This window comes from Alicyclobacillus sp. SO9 (assembly GCF_016406125.1).
GTDB lineage: Bacteria > Bacillota > Bacilli > Alicyclobacillales > Alicyclobacillaceae > SO9.
Map to the genome: position 1 here is coordinate 4,127,012 of NZ_CP066339.1, position 14,923 is coordinate 4,141,934.

At 49.5% G+C, this 14,923-nt stretch carries 15 protein-coding genes and 1 pseudogene; 10 read left to right on the forward strand and 6 right to left on the reverse strand.

Annotated elements, in window-relative coordinates:
- Nucleotides 1-50: 50 nt before the first annotated feature.
- A complete protein-coding gene (locus GI364_RS19325) occupies nucleotides 51-488 on the reverse strand; it encodes a Fur family transcriptional regulator (protein WP_233095883.1) in 438 nt (145 codons plus the stop codon).
- Nucleotides 489-680: 192 nt separating this feature from the next.
- On the opposite strand from GI364_RS19325, the gene GI364_RS19330 reads away from it, so the two are divergent.
- From GI364_RS19330 to GI364_RS19350, 5 genes are all read left to right on the forward strand, one after another.
- Nucleotides 681-1,724 (forward strand): metal ABC transporter solute-binding protein, Zn/Mn family, encoded by a 1,044-nt coding sequence (locus GI364_RS19330; protein ID WP_198850834.1) that lies wholly within the window; start codon nucleotides 681-683, stop codon nucleotides 1,722-1,724.
- A complete protein-coding gene (locus GI364_RS19335) occupies nucleotides 1,721-2,596 on the forward strand; it encodes a metal ABC transporter ATP-binding protein (protein ID WP_198850835.1) in 876 nt (291 codons plus the stop codon). Before GI364_RS19330 ends, GI364_RS19335 begins: the two co-directional genes overlap by 4 nt.
- Nucleotides 2,593-3,594 carry a metal ABC transporter permease gene (locus GI364_RS19340; protein ID WP_198850836.1) on the forward strand — a complete coding sequence of 334 codons (1,002 nt, stop codon included), beginning with the start codon at nucleotides 2,593-2,595 and terminating at the stop codon, nucleotides 3,592-3,594. Before GI364_RS19335 ends, GI364_RS19340 begins: the two co-directional genes overlap by 4 nt.
- Nucleotides 3,591-4,415 carry a metal ABC transporter permease gene (locus tag GI364_RS19345; protein ID WP_198850837.1) on the forward strand — a complete coding sequence of 275 codons (825 nt, stop codon included), beginning with the start codon at nucleotides 3,591-3,593 and terminating at the stop codon, nucleotides 4,413-4,415. Before GI364_RS19340 ends, GI364_RS19345 begins: the two co-directional genes overlap by 4 nt.
- Before the next feature lie 100 nt (nucleotides 4,416-4,515).
- The gene (locus tag GI364_RS19350) at nucleotides 4,516-4,950 is read left to right on the forward strand and encodes a hypothetical protein (RefSeq protein ID WP_198850838.1); all 435 of its coding nucleotides are present in this window, start codon (nucleotides 4,516-4,518) and stop codon (nucleotides 4,948-4,950) included.
- Here GI364_RS19350 and GI364_RS19355 read toward each other — a convergent pair.
- Complete coding sequence (locus GI364_RS19355) at nucleotides 4,945-5,685, reverse strand: MBL fold metallo-hydrolase (protein ID WP_198850839.1); 741 nt, start codon at nucleotides 5,683-5,685, stop codon at nucleotides 4,945-4,947. The genes GI364_RS19350 and GI364_RS19355 overlap by 6 nt on opposite strands.
- A gap of 87 nt (nucleotides 5,686-5,772) precedes the next feature.
- Nucleotides 5,773-6,131: pseudogene (locus GI364_RS19360) on the reverse strand (Lin0512 family protein).
- Between the two features lie 121 nt (nucleotides 6,132-6,252).
- Between GI364_RS19360 and paaI the strand changes: the two are divergent.
- The 3 genes from paaI to GI364_RS19375 all read left to right on the forward strand — a co-directional run bounded on the left by paaI (nucleotide 6,253) and on the right by GI364_RS19375 (nucleotide 8,883).
- Complete coding sequence (gene paaI / locus GI364_RS19365; protein ID WP_198850840.1) at nucleotides 6,253-6,651, forward strand: hydroxyphenylacetyl-CoA thioesterase PaaI; 399 nt, start codon at nucleotides 6,253-6,255, stop codon at nucleotides 6,649-6,651.
- A 76-nt stretch (nucleotides 6,652-6,727) separates the two neighbouring features.
- Nucleotides 6,728-7,633, forward strand: a complete 906-nt coding sequence (locus GI364_RS19370) for an ABC transporter ATP-binding protein (RefSeq protein WP_198850841.1) — start codon at nucleotides 6,728-6,730, stop codon at nucleotides 7,631-7,633.
- Nucleotides 7,630-8,883 carry an ABC transporter permease gene (locus tag GI364_RS19375; protein ID WP_198850842.1) on the forward strand — a complete coding sequence of 418 codons (1,254 nt, stop codon included), beginning with the start codon at nucleotides 7,630-7,632 and terminating at the stop codon, nucleotides 8,881-8,883. The genes GI364_RS19370 and GI364_RS19375 overlap by 4 nt, the downstream gene beginning before the upstream one ends.
- An 86-nt stretch (nucleotides 8,884-8,969) precedes the next feature.
- Here the strand turns inward: GI364_RS19375 and GI364_RS19380 are convergent, their stop codons facing one another.
- Nucleotides 8,970-9,254, reverse strand: a complete 285-nt coding sequence (locus GI364_RS19380; protein ID WP_198850843.1) for a DUF4031 domain-containing protein — start codon at nucleotides 9,252-9,254, stop codon at nucleotides 8,970-8,972.
- Between the two features lie 110 nt (nucleotides 9,255-9,364).
- Between GI364_RS19380 and GI364_RS19385 the strand changes: the two genes are divergently transcribed.
- Both GI364_RS19385 and GI364_RS19390 read left to right on the forward strand, forming a co-directional pair.
- Complete coding sequence (locus GI364_RS19385) at nucleotides 9,365-10,321, forward strand: DUF4349 domain-containing protein (RefSeq protein WP_198850844.1); 957 nt, start codon at nucleotides 9,365-9,367, stop codon at nucleotides 10,319-10,321.
- Nucleotides 10,322-10,526: 205 nt separating this feature from the next.
- A complete protein-coding gene (locus tag GI364_RS19390; protein WP_198850845.1) occupies nucleotides 10,527-11,408 on the forward strand; it encodes a cupredoxin domain-containing protein in 882 nt (293 codons plus the stop codon).
- Between the two features lie 460 nt (nucleotides 11,409-11,868).
- Here the strand turns inward: GI364_RS19390 and GI364_RS19395 are convergent, their stop codons facing one another.
- Both GI364_RS19395 and GI364_RS19400 read right to left on the reverse strand, forming a co-directional pair.
- On the reverse strand, nucleotides 11,869-13,536 hold the full coding sequence (locus GI364_RS19395; RefSeq protein ID WP_198850109.1) for an IS1182 family transposase: 1,668 nt from the start codon (nucleotides 13,534-13,536) through the stop codon (nucleotides 11,869-11,871).
- Nucleotides 13,537-14,295: 759 nt separating this feature from the next.
- The gene (locus GI364_RS19400) at nucleotides 14,296-14,751 is read right to left on the reverse strand and encodes a hypothetical protein (protein ID WP_198850846.1); all 456 of its coding nucleotides are present in this window, start codon (nucleotides 14,749-14,751) and stop codon (nucleotides 14,296-14,298) included.
- Nucleotides 14,752-14,923 lie beyond the last annotated feature (172 nt).

Consider the following 14,923-nt stretch of genomic DNA (forward strand, 5'->3'; position numbering starts at 1 on the left):
GTATCCCCGTTGGTCAGGCTTGTCTCAAAAACGGGTATTTCACTGCACAGTCACGAGGCAGTCATACAATTCTCGCAGTATCCGTAAACTTCAAAGCGATGACTGACCGTCTTAAACCCTTTAATTCGCTCATTTAATTCTTCCATAGGACACTGGTCGAGAGCAAATGTTCTTCCGCAACCCAGACAAATCAAATGATGATGGTGTCCATCACGACATGTCAACCGGTATCTTGCGGCATCCTCGTTAAATTCCATGGTCTCAATTACCCACTGGTCTACCAAGAGTGCCAGTGTTCGGTAAATGGTATCAAAGCTTACATTCGGGTACTTCTCTCGCACTTCATCAAAGACTTCTTTTGCTGATAAATACTTGTCCCGTTGCTCCACAAACAAGTCTATAATTGCCTTTCGCTTTCCTGTGAACTTAAAGCCGGCTCGTTTCAGATACGCAAGGATCTCATCAGGCGACTTATTTCGGAAATCCACAATATTTGACCTCCCTGCATGGAGTACAAAGATCTGCCGCATGCTTGCATTGTAACCTAAAATCCAATGTGCAGTAAATCGGAATCATACTTATTTACAAATCGGAATCGTTCTGATAAACTCAGTTCGCGGCAATTTGGCGATGCCATCGTCAATGCAGCACGGGAAAGGTTGTTTGAGAGGAGGCAGGGCATGAAACGCAAGACCAACAGTGCTGACAAACAAGGGAATCTGCCTCGAACGGCGCGGCGGGCCAATCAAGCAGCAATTCACGGGACACAAGTCCGTATAAAAGCACGCAGAAAACTGATACAATCGACCAAACTTGCCGCTGTTACTGGCACTCTTGCTGCAACACTCCTCGGCTGTAACACAGAGCACGCTTCCGTTGGGTTCGGCAAAACAGGGATGATTGAGGCCGTCGGTGCAGAAGCGCAGTACAGCAATGTCATCAAAGCGATTGGCGGCAAATTTGTGCGAGTATCTACAATGATTAACAATCCCAACGTTGATCCACATGATTTTCAGGCAGGAACCAACGATGCAAAAAAGGTGGCTCAAGCCACACTCGTAGTGCAAAACGGTCTTGGCTATGACAGTTTTATGACACAACTGGAATCGGCTACGCAAAATCCGAAACGAACGGTGATTGAGGCCGGGACACTTGTGCGCGGAACCGCAGGAAAAACTAATCCCCATGTTTGGTACAAACCGGGTGAAATGAACAAGGTAGCAACCGCCGTTGCTTCCGCCTTAATCAAACAGGATGGCGCACACAAGCAGGTATATGAGAAGAACTTAAGCAAATTTCAGACATCAATGCACACCTGGCAGAGCCAGATTCAAGACTTACGCAAACACTACCGCAACGCCCCCGTTGCGGTGACCGAACCTGTGGCTGATTACCTATTGCATGCCGGCGGACTGCAAATTAAGACGCCATGGTCCTTCGAGGCTGCAGTAATGAATGGCATTGACCCGTCTCCGGAAGCAATTCGTACGGAAAAGAACCTCTTGACAAAGCATCTGGTAAAGCTTTTGATATACAACCCACAGGCTACAGATACCGTTAGTGAGTCTTTGCTGAAACTGGCGAGGGAAAACCACATCCCGATTGTTGCTGCCTATGAAACCCTTCCGCCCGGTTACGATTATGCAAGCTGGATGACTGCAGAAACAAAAAACATTGAGAATGCCCTTAGAACCGGGCAATCAACGGAGACGATGATAAAATGAAGACTCCAAGCGAACTGTTTCAAGAACAGCACCGAATCGATAAAAGAATCGTGCTTAAAGCGACCAACCTCTCGGTCAGCATGGGTTCCGATCAACTCCTTGAACATCTAACTGTGGAGATCCAGGCTGGTGACTTCGTTGGCCTGTTAGGTCCAAACGGTGCCGGAAAGACAACGTTACTGAAGGTATTCCTCGGTCTGTTTCCACCTGCCGACGGAGATGTTGAAGTGCTGGGTCAACCTGTTCACAGAGGGCACCGGAAAATCGGCTATGTCCCTCAGAAAATTCACTTGGAGCAAGATACGCCATTGACCGCCCGCGATTTGGTGGGTCTGGGTCTGGACGGTCATCTATATGGCTTTGCACTGCCAACAAAGCGACGCAGAGATCGTATCACTGAAGCCCTGGCGGCAGTGGATGCTCTCAGCTACCAACATGCAGCCGTCGGTCAGTTGTCCGGAGGGCAACAACAGCGTTTGTTGATAGCCCAGGCACTGGTCTCCCGTCCCGAAATCATGTTGCTGGATGAGCCTCTTGCAAATCTCGACATAAAAAGTGCAAATGAAATTGTCCAATTGCTGGGCCGTCTTGGCAAGACTCGCAACTTGGCCATTGTTTTGGTCGCCCACGACGTAAACCCGTTGCTCGGTGTCATGAACAAAGTGCTGTATCTGGCCAGGGGCCGCGGGGCCATGGGACCTGTGAATGACATCATTCAAAGCGAGGTGCTGAGCCGTCTTTACGGATATGATGTTGAAGTTCTGCGGGTCAAGGGACGTATCATTGTGGTCGGCGGCCAGGAAACCAAGGGGACTGTGGAGGACCTGACGGGATGCTTACACTGTGACGGACAGGAGCAGACAGCACCATGATGACTGTAATACTTCATTCTTTAGCCGATCCCGCTGTCATTCGAGCCCTGTGGCTCGGCGCACTAATAGCGTTGACTTCTGCTGTCGCCGGAGTGTTCGTCATTATCCGCGGACAGTCCTTTGCAGGCCACGTTTTGACGGATATAGGTGTTACAGGTGCGTCTGGCGCATATTTGATTGGACAGAGTGCCTGGTATGGTTTCATTGGATTCGGCATCATGGCTGGCGCGGGCATCGAAGCAATCGGTGACAAAATCCGAAACAGGGACATTGCAACCGGCATTGCCCTCTCCTTCTCCCTTGGCATTGGCGCTCTGTTCCTGTACCTTGACACCCGGATTGCAGGAGGTGCATCAGCTGCCCAACTCGTACTGTTCGGTTCATTGTTTGCTGTTCAGTCGAAATTGGTGCCGTTGATTGCGCTCGTTTCGCTGGTTTCATTGATTCTAATTGGAGTTTTATACAGACCTTTGCTGCTCAGTTCACTCAGTCCTGAGGTTGCGGCTGCAAAAGGCGTGTCGGTAAGAATCATGAGTTTGCTGTTTATGTTGGCTTTGGCAATAACAGTAGAAAACAGCGCCCTAGTCATTGGCGCTCTGATGTCAACGGCCCTTCTGATTGGCCCGGCATCGGCTGCCGTTCATTTGACAAGACGCCCCCACCGTGCTCTCTTTTTGGCGGGCCTGATTGGAGTCCTGATTCTCTGTGCCGGTGTCGTACTGGCAGACATGAGTGTCTTCTTTCCTCCGCGCGGTCAAGGCTGGCCTGTCAGCTTCTTTATTGCCGTGTTGGTATTCCTGGTTGTACTGATGACGAGTCTGTTCACCCGCAGCAGGAATGGTCGCAGAGGTCTACGGAAACACAGCAGTCGTGAAGATGACCTTGCGCAGGACAATAAAAGTGACAGTTCACATGACCATGCACGTGACAATATACAGGATGCAAATTCCAACCATGGCCTCAGCGGCAACGGATTGCAACAGGAGGGCTCGCAATGAGCTGGCTTAGATTGATTTTTCAACCGGGTTTATTTACACAGCCGTTCATGGTACATGCATACACTGCCGGAACCATGATTGCCCTTTTATCTGCCTGCATCGGTGTTTTCATTGTACTTCGCAAATGGACCTTTGTAGCACACGCCATCCCGAAAATCGGTTTTGCCGGCGCTGCCGGTTCCATTTTAACCGGTGTCAACCCGCTTGTTGGCATTACGGTGTTTTCCGTGGCAGGCTCCATTGCCATTGGAAGTTGGAGTAAGAAGGGACGAAACGACGTTATCACGGCTCTGACACTGGTCCTCGCTTTAGGTCTAGGCGCATTATTTCTTGCGATTTCACAGACATTTGCCCAAAATGCCTATGCTCTGTTCTTTGGCCAAGTCGTGGGAATCAGTCTCAACGAGGTCCTTATCACGGTGGCTTTAGGGACACTCTGTCTGCTGGCGATGGTCTTACTCTACCGCCCCTTACTCCTTACGTCCATAGAGCGAGAGTGGGCACAAGCCCGCGGCGTCTTCGTGACAGCAATTGACGTCCTGTTTCTGATTGTGGCATCTGTCGCTGCAGCTTTGACCGTGCCGCTGATAGGCATACTTCTGAACTTCAGCCTACTGGTCGCACCTGCTGCTGCGGCAGCCCAACTGTCCCGTCGACCAGGTCAAATGATGATGTTAAGTATCGTGATTTCTGTTGGCAGCCTCTGGCTCTCTCTTTTGTTGGCATATGATATTGGCTGGCCCGTTGGTTTCTTTACTGCAAGCGTGACGACGACCGTCTACGTGTTTGCTAGAGTGCTCCGAGTCAGAACGGGGAGGTAACGAAGCGTACTTCCTGTTATGATAGAGTTGAAAGAAAATTCCGTATAATCCACTGAGGTATTGCCATGTGACTTGAGCTCAGGGAAGAGAGAGGGATAGGATGAAACGAAAGCTGCTGCCGCAAAAACTCTATACCACTATTGAACTTGTCATTCGCGTACTGGAAATTGCACTGTCACTGTTTCTTCTTGCAGGCGTGGTTACGGCCAGTGTCATGATGCTAGGTGGTCTTCACCACCTTATGTCGGCTGGCAACAATGCGAGTTTTCAACAGTTTCTCGACGACGCACTGCTGTATATCATTGGACTTGAAGTCGCATTGATGTTAATCAAGCATGACCTTCATCTGGTAGTAGACATCCTCATCTTTGCGATTGCCAGAAAGATGATTATGACGATGACAACCGGTGCAGACTTTCTTCTCGGCGCCATCGCCATTCTTGTCTTGTATACTGTCAAGAGCAACGGATTCAGAAACCTTATCCCAGACGGACTTCTATGGGGCAAAAAAGGAAAACCAGACGAAAATCTATAGGTGAATCACTTGCAACGTGTCCAGCTTGTCAACAGTGTTGCCAAAGCTGTCCTCGGCCTGCAGAAATAAATCCTTCCAGTCTCCATAATGCGGATAGTGTGTCAAAGCCAGCCGTTTCACTCCGGCATCTTTGGCCAGCTTTCCAGCCTGAACGCTGGTCAAGTGCCCGGCATTACGGGCGTTTTCCTCCTGGCCTGCGTACATGCTGGCCTCGCAAATGAACAAGTCAGCACCTTCAGCGTGACGAACCAAGCTATCCGCCCATGACGTATCCGCTGAAAACACAAAGGACTGTCCGTTTTTTTCAAAGCGTACGGCGAAACAGGGAACAGGATGCACTGTCGGAGCAAACGTGACCTGCCAGCCGTCCACATCCAAGACCGTGGTATCATCAATAAACATGACGTCAATGAGCGGTTCGTTTTGCAGCCCGTCAACGGTTGGAGAAGGCGACAGAGGCATATACATGGGCAGCTTATGCTGCCGTGCACCTGTTAATCTCGCCAGCAGCATGGCGTAGCCTAAGACGCCCAGATCAGCAACGTGATCGTGATGATGATGCGTTACAATCACCGCATCCAATTCCTCTACGGAACAAATTTTTTGCAGTTGAGCCAAAACGCCTGACCCGCAGTCAAGCAAAATCTTCTTGTGGTCTGTCTCAACCAAAAAACCGGTCGTGGCTTCTCCAGGTCCCGGATACGTTCCCCAGAAACCCAAAACGTGAATCTTCATTGTGCACCGCTCCTTCCTGTCTTTGCCCAGATCTGAATATACTGTCAACGTGTGAAATATGTAAGGTCTAGAGAGACAGGCACGAAGTTAGTACCCTACCTGTACCACAGCATTTACAATGACCATGTTATCGTTCTTGTCACCCTTATCTGGAAGCAAAATACCGCTGGATGCCTCGAGTCCGCCGGTTACTTTTCGATTGTGACTTGGCCGTACGGAAATACACCTTTCACAGCTGCCTCGTCGACATCCTGCCACGTGTCAGGTATGCCAAGCGTTACGTGAACTTGCATCTGGTTCAAGTCATGGTTTGGAAGCACCTGAGTGATACCAGGCATAGAATTGTGCCCAATTGCATTCTTACACGCCTTTACACAAGCCTTTGTTACGTCCTGACCATGTAAATCTATTCCCATACCAACTTCGATAAAAACAACTTGTTGCATCGTTTTACCTCCTCTGCGTAACTTCAATGTACCATCCCGTTACAATGGGCTCAAATGCACCCTCCACATCCCAAAACGCTACATTGCTATGCTACACTACAAGCAAACGGAGGAAACTGATATGAGTGTAAGTGAAATCCAGCTTGATGCATTTTCCACACTTCTCGGTATGCAACTGATTGAAACTGGTGAAGGCAGTGCCCGCGTGCAAATGACAGTACGAAAAGATATGGTTAATCCTCACGGTACACCCCACGGCGGTGCAATTTTCTCACTAGCGGACACTGCCCTTGCCGTAGCCAGCAATTCTCACGGCATCGAAGCTGTCGCATTGAACGTAAATCTGAACTACTGTCGTCCCGCTGCTGTCGGTTCAGTTGTCACAGCGGTGGTAACGGAAGACAACCTGACCAAGAAGACAGGTCTCTATTCAATGAACGTGTACGGAAGCGACGATAAGCTGATTGCCTCTGGAAAGGGAACTGTTTATCGGACCGGGCGGCCGTTTCGCGGGTGGTAACCGAGGTGTTTGGAAAACGTACATATGAGAAAGACGGACACGTGAAAAGATGGACACATGAAAGGTAAGGGTGAAAATGACACTTGAGGTTAAGGGACTGAGAAAGTCTTATGGCAACAAACTTGCCATTGACGACATTTCCTTCACGATTCCGGAAGGACAAGTCTTCGGCTTGCTTGGGTTAAACGGCGCCGGGAAATCTACCACAATTCGCATCATCCTCGATATCCTCACTGCTGACAAAGGCGAAGTCTTGTGGAACGGTACTCCTGCTCGGAAACATCCAAAATCAACATTTGGTTACCTGCCTGAGGAACGCGGACTCTACCCCAACATGCGTGTACTCGATGAGTTAATCCTGTTTGGACGACTGCAAGGGCTGTCCAAACAAGACGCATCCGCTTCTGCAAACGAATGGATTGAGCGCTTTGAAATTCCGCATTACGCGAAAAATACGGTTGTCGAACTATCAAAGGGGAACCAGCAAAAAATCCAGTTTATTGCGGCTGTCATCCATAATCCAAAAGTCATTATTCTCGATGAGCCGTTCAGCGGTCTCGATCCTGTGAATACTTCCCTGTTCAAGTCCGTTTTTCTCGATCTCGTCAAAACCGGCGCCACAATCCTCTTCTCCAGTCATCAACTTGCTCACGTCGAAGAGCTTAGTGACGCTGTCGGCATTATTCACCAGTCCAAAATGATGGTTCAAGGCAATCTGAATGACCTCATCTCTGCGCAATCTCCACAAACCATTCGCATTCGCGCAGATGAAGCTGCCGTAAGAAGTAAGTTAACGCCCAACACCAAAGAACTTCTGCAGTCAGACAAACGGACAGGAACACTCACGCTGCCTGCATCTGCTGTAAATCCAAATGACCTGTTACGGCAACTTGTCGATGCGCAGATTGACGTAGCTCAATTTGAACTGGTTCGACCGACACTGAATGATATCTTTCTCGAGAAAGTGGGTAAGAGCGAATGAGGGAACTGTGGATTTTGATGCAGCGGGAAATGAAAGTCCGGCTTGCAAAACGAGGCTACTGGACATTTACAGTCATCGGCCTTATTCTACTCATCGGGTTAACGTTTCTGCCAAGTATTATGAACTTTATCAATCAGAAGGCCAAACCGACAGTCATGTTAAATGATCCTCATCATGTGATTGCAGCGACCGCCGTCAAGAGCATTCAGAAAAACTCCGACAATTACGATTTTAAATTGACGGTTGACAATTCTCCCAAACTGCAATCCCTGTCTAACGCTGAGGCAAAGTCATATCTGAAAACACACCATGCCAAACTCGTTGCACAGGTAAGCGGGAGTTCGGCGATGAGTGCCGGCATTGTAGTTAGAGAGAACGGATCAGTCAGTTCCAGTCTCGTTGGAACGATCCAAAGTGTCCTCCGTCAGCAAATTATGTCAGAACGCATTAAAACGCTTCCGACACAAAGCCAGTCGGTCCTTAGCACCCCCGTCCACACCAGTGTTATTCAGCTTCAACCAAATTCTAAATCCGAACAGCAAATGTTGTCTTCCAAATTGCTGGTGGACTACATGCTGGTGCTGCTGTTCGCAACAATTACCATTTACGGAGCTTGGGTAGCCCAGGGCGTCGTTGAGGAAAAGTCCAACCGCATTGTCGAAATGGTGCTGGTTACAACGAAGCCGTGGCAAATTCTGTTTGGTAAAATCATTGGAATTGGCTTGGTCGGGCTGTTGCAATATGCCATCTGGTTGATTGTTGCGGGAGGTGTCATTCTGTTCCGGAAACATTCTACCTTGCTTCCCGTTGAACACGTTCCTGCGGAAATGCTCGTTCTGTTCCCTGTGTTCTTTATCCTTGGATACATGTTATACGCAACCCTTTACGGCATCGCAGGCTCTCTGGTCACTCGCGTTGAGGAACAGCAGATGGCCCTGACACCCGTAGTTATCATCATGTTGATTCTCTTCTATGTCACCTTGTTTGGGATTCTGCCTGCTCCGGATTCCATATTTTCCACCGTCGCATCGTTCGTGCCAATCGTGACTCCCATGGCGATGTTTGCGAGAGCTGCACTTGCTACCAACGGGGTCGCAGTATGGCAAATACTCATCAGCATTGGTCTGGTTCTCATTTTGAACACATTGCTTGTACTCTACGGTGCTCGTGTGTACAAGCGCTTTGCGCTGCGAACCTCAGGCAAAAGCAGTTGGAGAATCCTTTGGCAAAAAGACTCCAGGCAGAACTAGAAAGCTAGAAAGCCATAGAGCCATAGAGCCTGAAAGCCAGTAGAAATCACAGTCATACACAATGTCGGTTGACCAGATTTCTCAAGTCACTCTGAACCAATGTCTTTTGCCGAATGGTTTTTGTTTTTGTCAGCAATCCAGTCGTGGTAAGAAGGCATACGGCGCAGCGCAGCCACGAATTCTCTTCTATGAGTACGTTTTGCACCTGCCCGTATGGCCTTACTTCGAATCTCTTCGTTGATTAAATCAAAGTGGGGCCTTCCCGGTGTCCAGTGAATCCATTCCCTCTTTAATCCAAGTTCTTCTCCAAACCTGGTCAACTCGTCGACACTTGTATCGCTAATTAAATGAATTCCATCCGTATACAGCATGCGTGCCTTCCTTTCGTACAAAAATCCTGTGATTGAGATGTTCATGATAACAGTTTACGTCTCCCCCTTGTCTAATCTGATGACGCATCTTTACAAGGGGGAAATTGTTGATGTCGGTAAACAGGACTAACCACTCTGGTCTTCTCACGTGGCTTAAGCGAAAATGGTCTCCACTTTCACTTGTGCTCATTCTCAGTGCTCTATTGGCTGGCGCTATTGTTGTCGGTACGCTACTGCAGCACACAGCCAGTTCATCCCAAAGCAGCGGACATTACAAGTTTGCCTCAGCAAGCAGTTCAAGCGCATCAGGGTCAGCAACAAGTTCCATTAGGCATACAGCTTCCAATGCCTCAGCAAATTCTATCGCTCAAAACGCGACTACAACAAACTCTGCCGCCGTAATAAAAACAGCGAATCTGACGGTGAAGTCGCTCCACCCAGATGCAACCGCATCACATGTTAGAAATCTCCTTTCAAAAGCAGGCGGTTATATTCAAAATATGGAGACAAATACAGGACAAAAAGCCACAAGCGACAATACAATTGTTAACATGACCGTCCGAGTACCAAGTGGACATTTTAATTCGTTTCTGAAAGAAATAAAGTCCACTGGGGCTGTTGAAAACTTTAGTCAAAGCGGACGCAATGTCACGCAACAAGCCAACAACCTGCAACTGCAGCTAAACCAGCTTCAAAGCGAAGCAACAGCTTATTCACGCCTATACAGTAAGGCTAAAACCATGAAGGATATGTTGCAAATTCAACAGTCGCTAACACAGGTGGACAGCCAAATCAATTCGGTAAAGCAACAAGTCCATCACTTGCACCAATCCGTCTCCTTCGGAACAGTCACAATTCATCTCGTTTCGAAGACCTCAGCAGCGGTGATAGAACAGAAGCCCATGTGGCATCCATTGCTGCAGTCGCTTCACTTTATGAAGACATCGTTCTTTGGCCTAGTTACCTTCCTCTCGTGGATACTGCCTTGGGGCATATTATTCGGAATCGTCCTGTGGTTATGGACGAAATGGAAGCACCGACAGAGCGGTAAGAATAAGTCATCCTAGCCACGCAGACTAGGGAACACATGTCATTTGACTAGTCAGTTGTAACTATTGATATAGTTCCATAGTCACTTAAATTACAATGTAATCAACTAATCCAAATGAGAGCTAAAACAGTCACTTCTGGTCTACCTCCTAACCCCTGCCCACGATAGAGTAGTTGTCGTAAACAATATACTCGCTTACTTTGATTGAGGGGGAGACCAAAATGAAAAAAGCTTTGTTAATTGCAGCAGCTGTACCTGCACTGTTTCTAGCAGGCTGCGGCACCACATCAAACAGCACGAGCAATGCCAACCCATCGACGGCAGCAACGAATACAACTGCGAACACCAGCACCACAGCAGCAACGACAAAGAAAGCGGCCTTATCCAAGCAATTAATTACTTTGACCATTTTACCTGGCGCCCACTTGGGAACAGACGGGAAACTTCACGACACATACATTCCAGCAGACTTTAAAGTCGTCCAGGGCGTACCCGTCACACTGAAGATTTACAACTATGACGACGGCGAACACAGCTTCACATCAAAGGCTCTTGGCGTCAACTTTCTTGTGAAAGGTTCAACCAAGAAAGGTGTAGCGAAGGTAAACACCTTTACTTTCACTCCGACCAAGGCAGGGAAAATGGATTGGCATTGCGCCATGAAATGCGACGGTGGCATGCAAAGCTACGCAATGACACATGACGGCTACATGAAGGGCGTTGTCGATGTCGTACCAGCCAACAACCAACAGTACATTGACTTGACCATTAAAGACGGTCTGAAATATGCAGCAAAAGACGGTAAGCTTCATGACGCATATTCACCGACTGACTTCACCGTACAAAAAGGAATTCCGGTACATGTGACCGTGACGAACTACGACACAGGTGAGCACAGCATGACCTCTTCAACACTTGGCTTAAACCAGGTCATGAAGGGCGCGAAGAAAACTGGGGACCCGACAACCACGACCTTTACCTTCACACCGACCAAAGACGGCACGTTCGATTGGCACTGTGCCATTTCCTGCGACGGCGGCATGAGCAGCTACTCCATGACGCACCAGGGTTATATGAAAGGTCAAATTAAGGTTGTCGGTTAAGTCGGTTAAACTGGCAACTAGTTGAATCATGCTGCCTTACGGCAGCTAAAAGGCCCAATGATACATGAACACAAGGGGGCTGTCCCAAAAGGTTCTACACCTTTAGGGGCAGCCCCCTTGCCTCTATCACAGCACTCCGCCGCTGGGTCTCACCCCCCCACACCCAGCTACCGGCGGGCTGAGGGGACGCGGCTGGGGCAGTGGCTGGGGACGTGCGAGACGTGGCCGACCGTCGTAGATAAGCTCTTCTCGGATCGCTATTTCCCCATTTATACCGGAATTCGACGAATTAAGCTCCTCCCGGAGACAGTCTATTAACAGGAGCTGTAAGGCTCCTGTTTTCCTTCGTTAGGGAATTTTTTCAAAGGAATTGGATGCAAATGGTATATTTTTGGTTGTCAGTAACAGAAATCGTGGGATTTCCACTGTCAATCCCTCCATTTTTTACTCTCGCTTTCTTCTAAGAGCAGACGGGGGCCTCTAACGGTTTACAACGTTCCACCAGGGTCTTTACCATGACTTTGACGTTGACGACCATGGACGTAATTTTGACGTCAATTCGCAATTTCTTTCGGCCACGGGTTCGCGGTCTTTCGAGCCCGTGGTGGCGTTTCATCTCGTTATTGGTGCGCTCAATTTCGTACCGAGCTCGTAACGCCTCTTGCCCTTGCGCGCTCGCATTATACTTCTTTGCCTCTTGCAGCAGTGCCCAATAGTCACTTACAAATACAGTGCGACCTTTGGCATGGTCGGTACACTGCCCACGTAGAGAACATTGTCCACAAACTTGTTCGGCAAATCCATATTGCGAACCCTTAGATTTCTTAATGTGAGTCCTGCGAACCGATCTCTGCCCTTCAGGACACACGACCACGTCATCTTCCGGTAAATATGTGAAGTCCTCCGTTCGAAATGCCTTGCCAGAAGGGTTGGTGACTTTAGTCAATGGTGCGGTCAGATGAATGTGTAACCCGTTGACAAGTTTATCGCGATTCTCCCCGCTTCCGTAAGCTGCGTCTGCCACCACTTCCTTGGGGCGTTTGTCGAACTGCTCCACGACCGTCTTCACCACGTTTTCCAGTGTAACCCCATCCGCTTCATTACCAGGGATCGGCTCTGCATTGAGGACTAAGTGAGAGCTTGCAGATTCCACTACTTGCGTCTTGTCACCCAGAAACGCCAGCTTCTTGGATTTGTGCCCTATACGTACCTCTGGGTCATGGGCACTGACTACGCGGTCGGCGGGTTTCTCCTTTTGACCCAGTTCAGCGTATTGAAAGCCTCTATTCTGTGGTCCACTGCTGTCAGATGAACCGGATGAGTCCTCATCCTGTTCCTTTGAGTCCACATTTTCACGCAAAATGCGCAGCAGCACCTCGCATTGTTGCTCTGCCGTCTCCTGTTCACTGGGGTCTTCCCATTTTGTAACCCCCTCGTCAGCCTCTGTGCGTTTCATCCATGCCACCAATCCAAACCCTAAAACGCATAGGTTACTGAAGGCGAGATTCCTTTCAGTCCCCCGAACATCACGTTTGAGCTTGCGGAAGAACACCCCCACATCCATGTCTGCTTTCAGTTGTGCATAATGTGCTGGGCTCCTACGTTTCAGGTGACGTACAAGCTTTTGGGCAGCCTGTTGAATAAGCTCGTATGTACTTGGCGCGGCAACATTGGCATAGGTGTGGAACGCATCCACCAACCAACGGTCATCGTCTTGGCCCCACATACCGTGGTTTAGGGCTTGAGCAAGGATGTTCATATGACAGGCATGAAATATGTCCGCCCCAAGTCGACTCCTGTCTAATGCAATTGTGCTATGGTCAAATTTGGCGAGCGAAACCGGAACACCCAAGAATCGCTTGATAAAGATGTCACCGACGATCTTTAATTCCATCTCTCGGTCGGAAATATTGTAGTATCGCTGTATGAGATGGATTTTCAGTTTCAACGACGGGGCGTAGGGGTGCTGGCCGAGCGGCGAGTACAAAGGAGCACACAGCTTATTTGCGAAGGAAAAGTCAATGTGTTTCGCCACCATATCCCAGAATGGGTGAGGTGGTATCGCCGAGTACACCATTAGGTCTTCGAAGGAAGCCTGCTCAAAGTTCTTGTACTTAACCCCGCTCATATCTCCAACTCCCGCTTGTTTTTTGATAATTCAATTATACACGAAAACAAGCGAATTATGGATAAATATCAAGATATAACGAGTTAAATTCAAAAATTGGAGACTCTTATCCTATCTAGTTCATCGACAGTCTCTCCCGAGTACTTATTCAGTCCCCGCACCCCCCTTTCCCATACCTCCGCCGTCGATAAGCTCTTCTCGGATCGCTATTTGCTGCTTCTACCCCCAAATGTTGAAGATAAGCGTTTCTCAAACGCTTATCCTCCACCCCATCACGAGCGGCCAGACCTGCGCCCCATCTACCACCGCACTGGGCTACCGGCGGGCTGGCGAGACGTGGCTGGGAACGCCGATAAGCTCCTCTGGGATCGCTATTTCCCCATCTATGCCGGAATTCGACGAATTAAGCTCCTCCCGAGTGCTTATTCGGTCCCCGCACCCCTCTTCCCCATACCTCTGCCGTCGATAAGCTCTTCTCGGATCGCTATCTGCTGCTTCTACGCCCAAATGTTGAAGATAAGCGTTTCTCAAACGCTTATCCTCTACTCCATCTCGAGCGGTCAGACCTGCGCCCCATCTACCACCTGCACTGGGCTATCGGCGGGCTGGCGAGACGTGGCTGGGAACGTCGATAAGCTCTTCTCCGATCGCTATCTGCTGCTTCTACCCCCAAATGTTGAAGATAAGCGTTTCTCAAACGCTTATCCTCCACCTCATCACTAGCAGCGAGACAGGGGCCCCATCTACCACCGCACTGGGCTACCGGCGGGCTGGCGAGACGTGGCTGGGAACGCCGATAAGCTCCTCTGGGATCGCTATTTCCCCATCTATGCCGGAATTCGCCGAATTAAGCTCCTCCCGAGTGCTTATTCGGTCCCCGCACCCCTCTTTCCCATACCTCCGCCGTCGATAAGCTCTTCTCGGATCGCTATTTGCTGCTTCTACCCCCAAATGTTGAAGATAAGCGTTTCTCAAACGCTTATCCTCCACCCCATCACGAGCGGCCAGACCTGCGCCCCATCTACCACCTGCACCCAGTACCGGCGCTGCGAACGTGCGAGACGTGGCCGGCCGTCGATAAGCTCCTCTCCGATCGCTATCTGCTGCTTCTACCCCCAAATGTTGAAGATAAGCGTTTCTCAAACGCTTATCCTCTACTCCATCACTAGCAGCCAGACCGGGGCCTCCATCTACCGCCTGCACCTGGACAATCACCGACACGAGCCCCGGCGGTGGGTCTGGGCCACCCCCTCACCGCACCCGGTTGCTTGAGCCGGCTGCTAGGACCCGTGATGATAAAAGGGGCCGTCCCTTTAATGTTGGGACAGCCCCTGCGATGTTTAGTTCGTCTCATGAGACAAAAGCGTCAGACGGAAAGATCCACGAG

Coding starts and splice junctions, on each gene's coding strand:
- GI364_RS19330 (WP_198850834.1), top strand. CDS start 681: ATGAAACGCAAGACCAACAGTGCTGACAAACAAGGGAATCTGCCTCGA.
- GI364_RS19335 (WP_198850835.1), top strand. CDS start 1,721: ATGAAGACTCCAAGCGAACTGTTTCAAGAACAGCACCGAATCGATAAA.
- GI364_RS19340 (WP_198850836.1), top strand. CDS start 2,593: ATGATGACTGTAATACTTCATTCTTTAGCCGATCCCGCTGTCATTCGA.
- GI364_RS19345 (WP_198850837.1), top strand. CDS start 3,591: ATGAGCTGGCTTAGATTGATTTTTCAACCGGGTTTATTTACACAGCCG.
- GI364_RS19350 (WP_198850838.1), top strand. CDS start 4,516: ATGAAACGAAAGCTGCTGCCGCAAAAACTCTATACCACTATTGAACTT.
- GI364_RS19355 (WP_198850839.1), bottom strand. CDS start 5,685: ATGAAGATTCACGTTTTGGGTTTCTGGGGAACGTATCCGGGACCTGGA.
- paaI (WP_198850840.1), top strand. CDS start 6,253: ATGAGTGTAAGTGAAATCCAGCTTGATGCATTTTCCACACTTCTCGGT.
- GI364_RS19370 (WP_198850841.1), top strand. CDS start 6,728: ATGACACTTGAGGTTAAGGGACTGAGAAAGTCTTATGGCAACAAACTT.
- GI364_RS19375 (WP_198850842.1), top strand. CDS start 7,630: ATGAGGGAACTGTGGATTTTGATGCAGCGGGAAATGAAAGTCCGGCTT.
- GI364_RS19380 (WP_198850843.1), bottom strand. CDS start 9,254: ATGCTGTATACGGATGGAATTCATTTAATTAGCGATACAAGTGTCGAC.
- GI364_RS19385 (WP_198850844.1), top strand. CDS start 9,365: ATGTCGGTAAACAGGACTAACCACTCTGGTCTTCTCACGTGGCTTAAG.
- GI364_RS19390 (WP_198850845.1), top strand. CDS start 10,527: ATGAAAAAAGCTTTGTTAATTGCAGCAGCTGTACCTGCACTGTTTCTA.
- GI364_RS19395 (WP_198850109.1), bottom strand. CDS start 13,536: ATGAGCGGGGTTAAGTACAAGAACTTTGAGCAGGCTTCCTTCGAAGAC.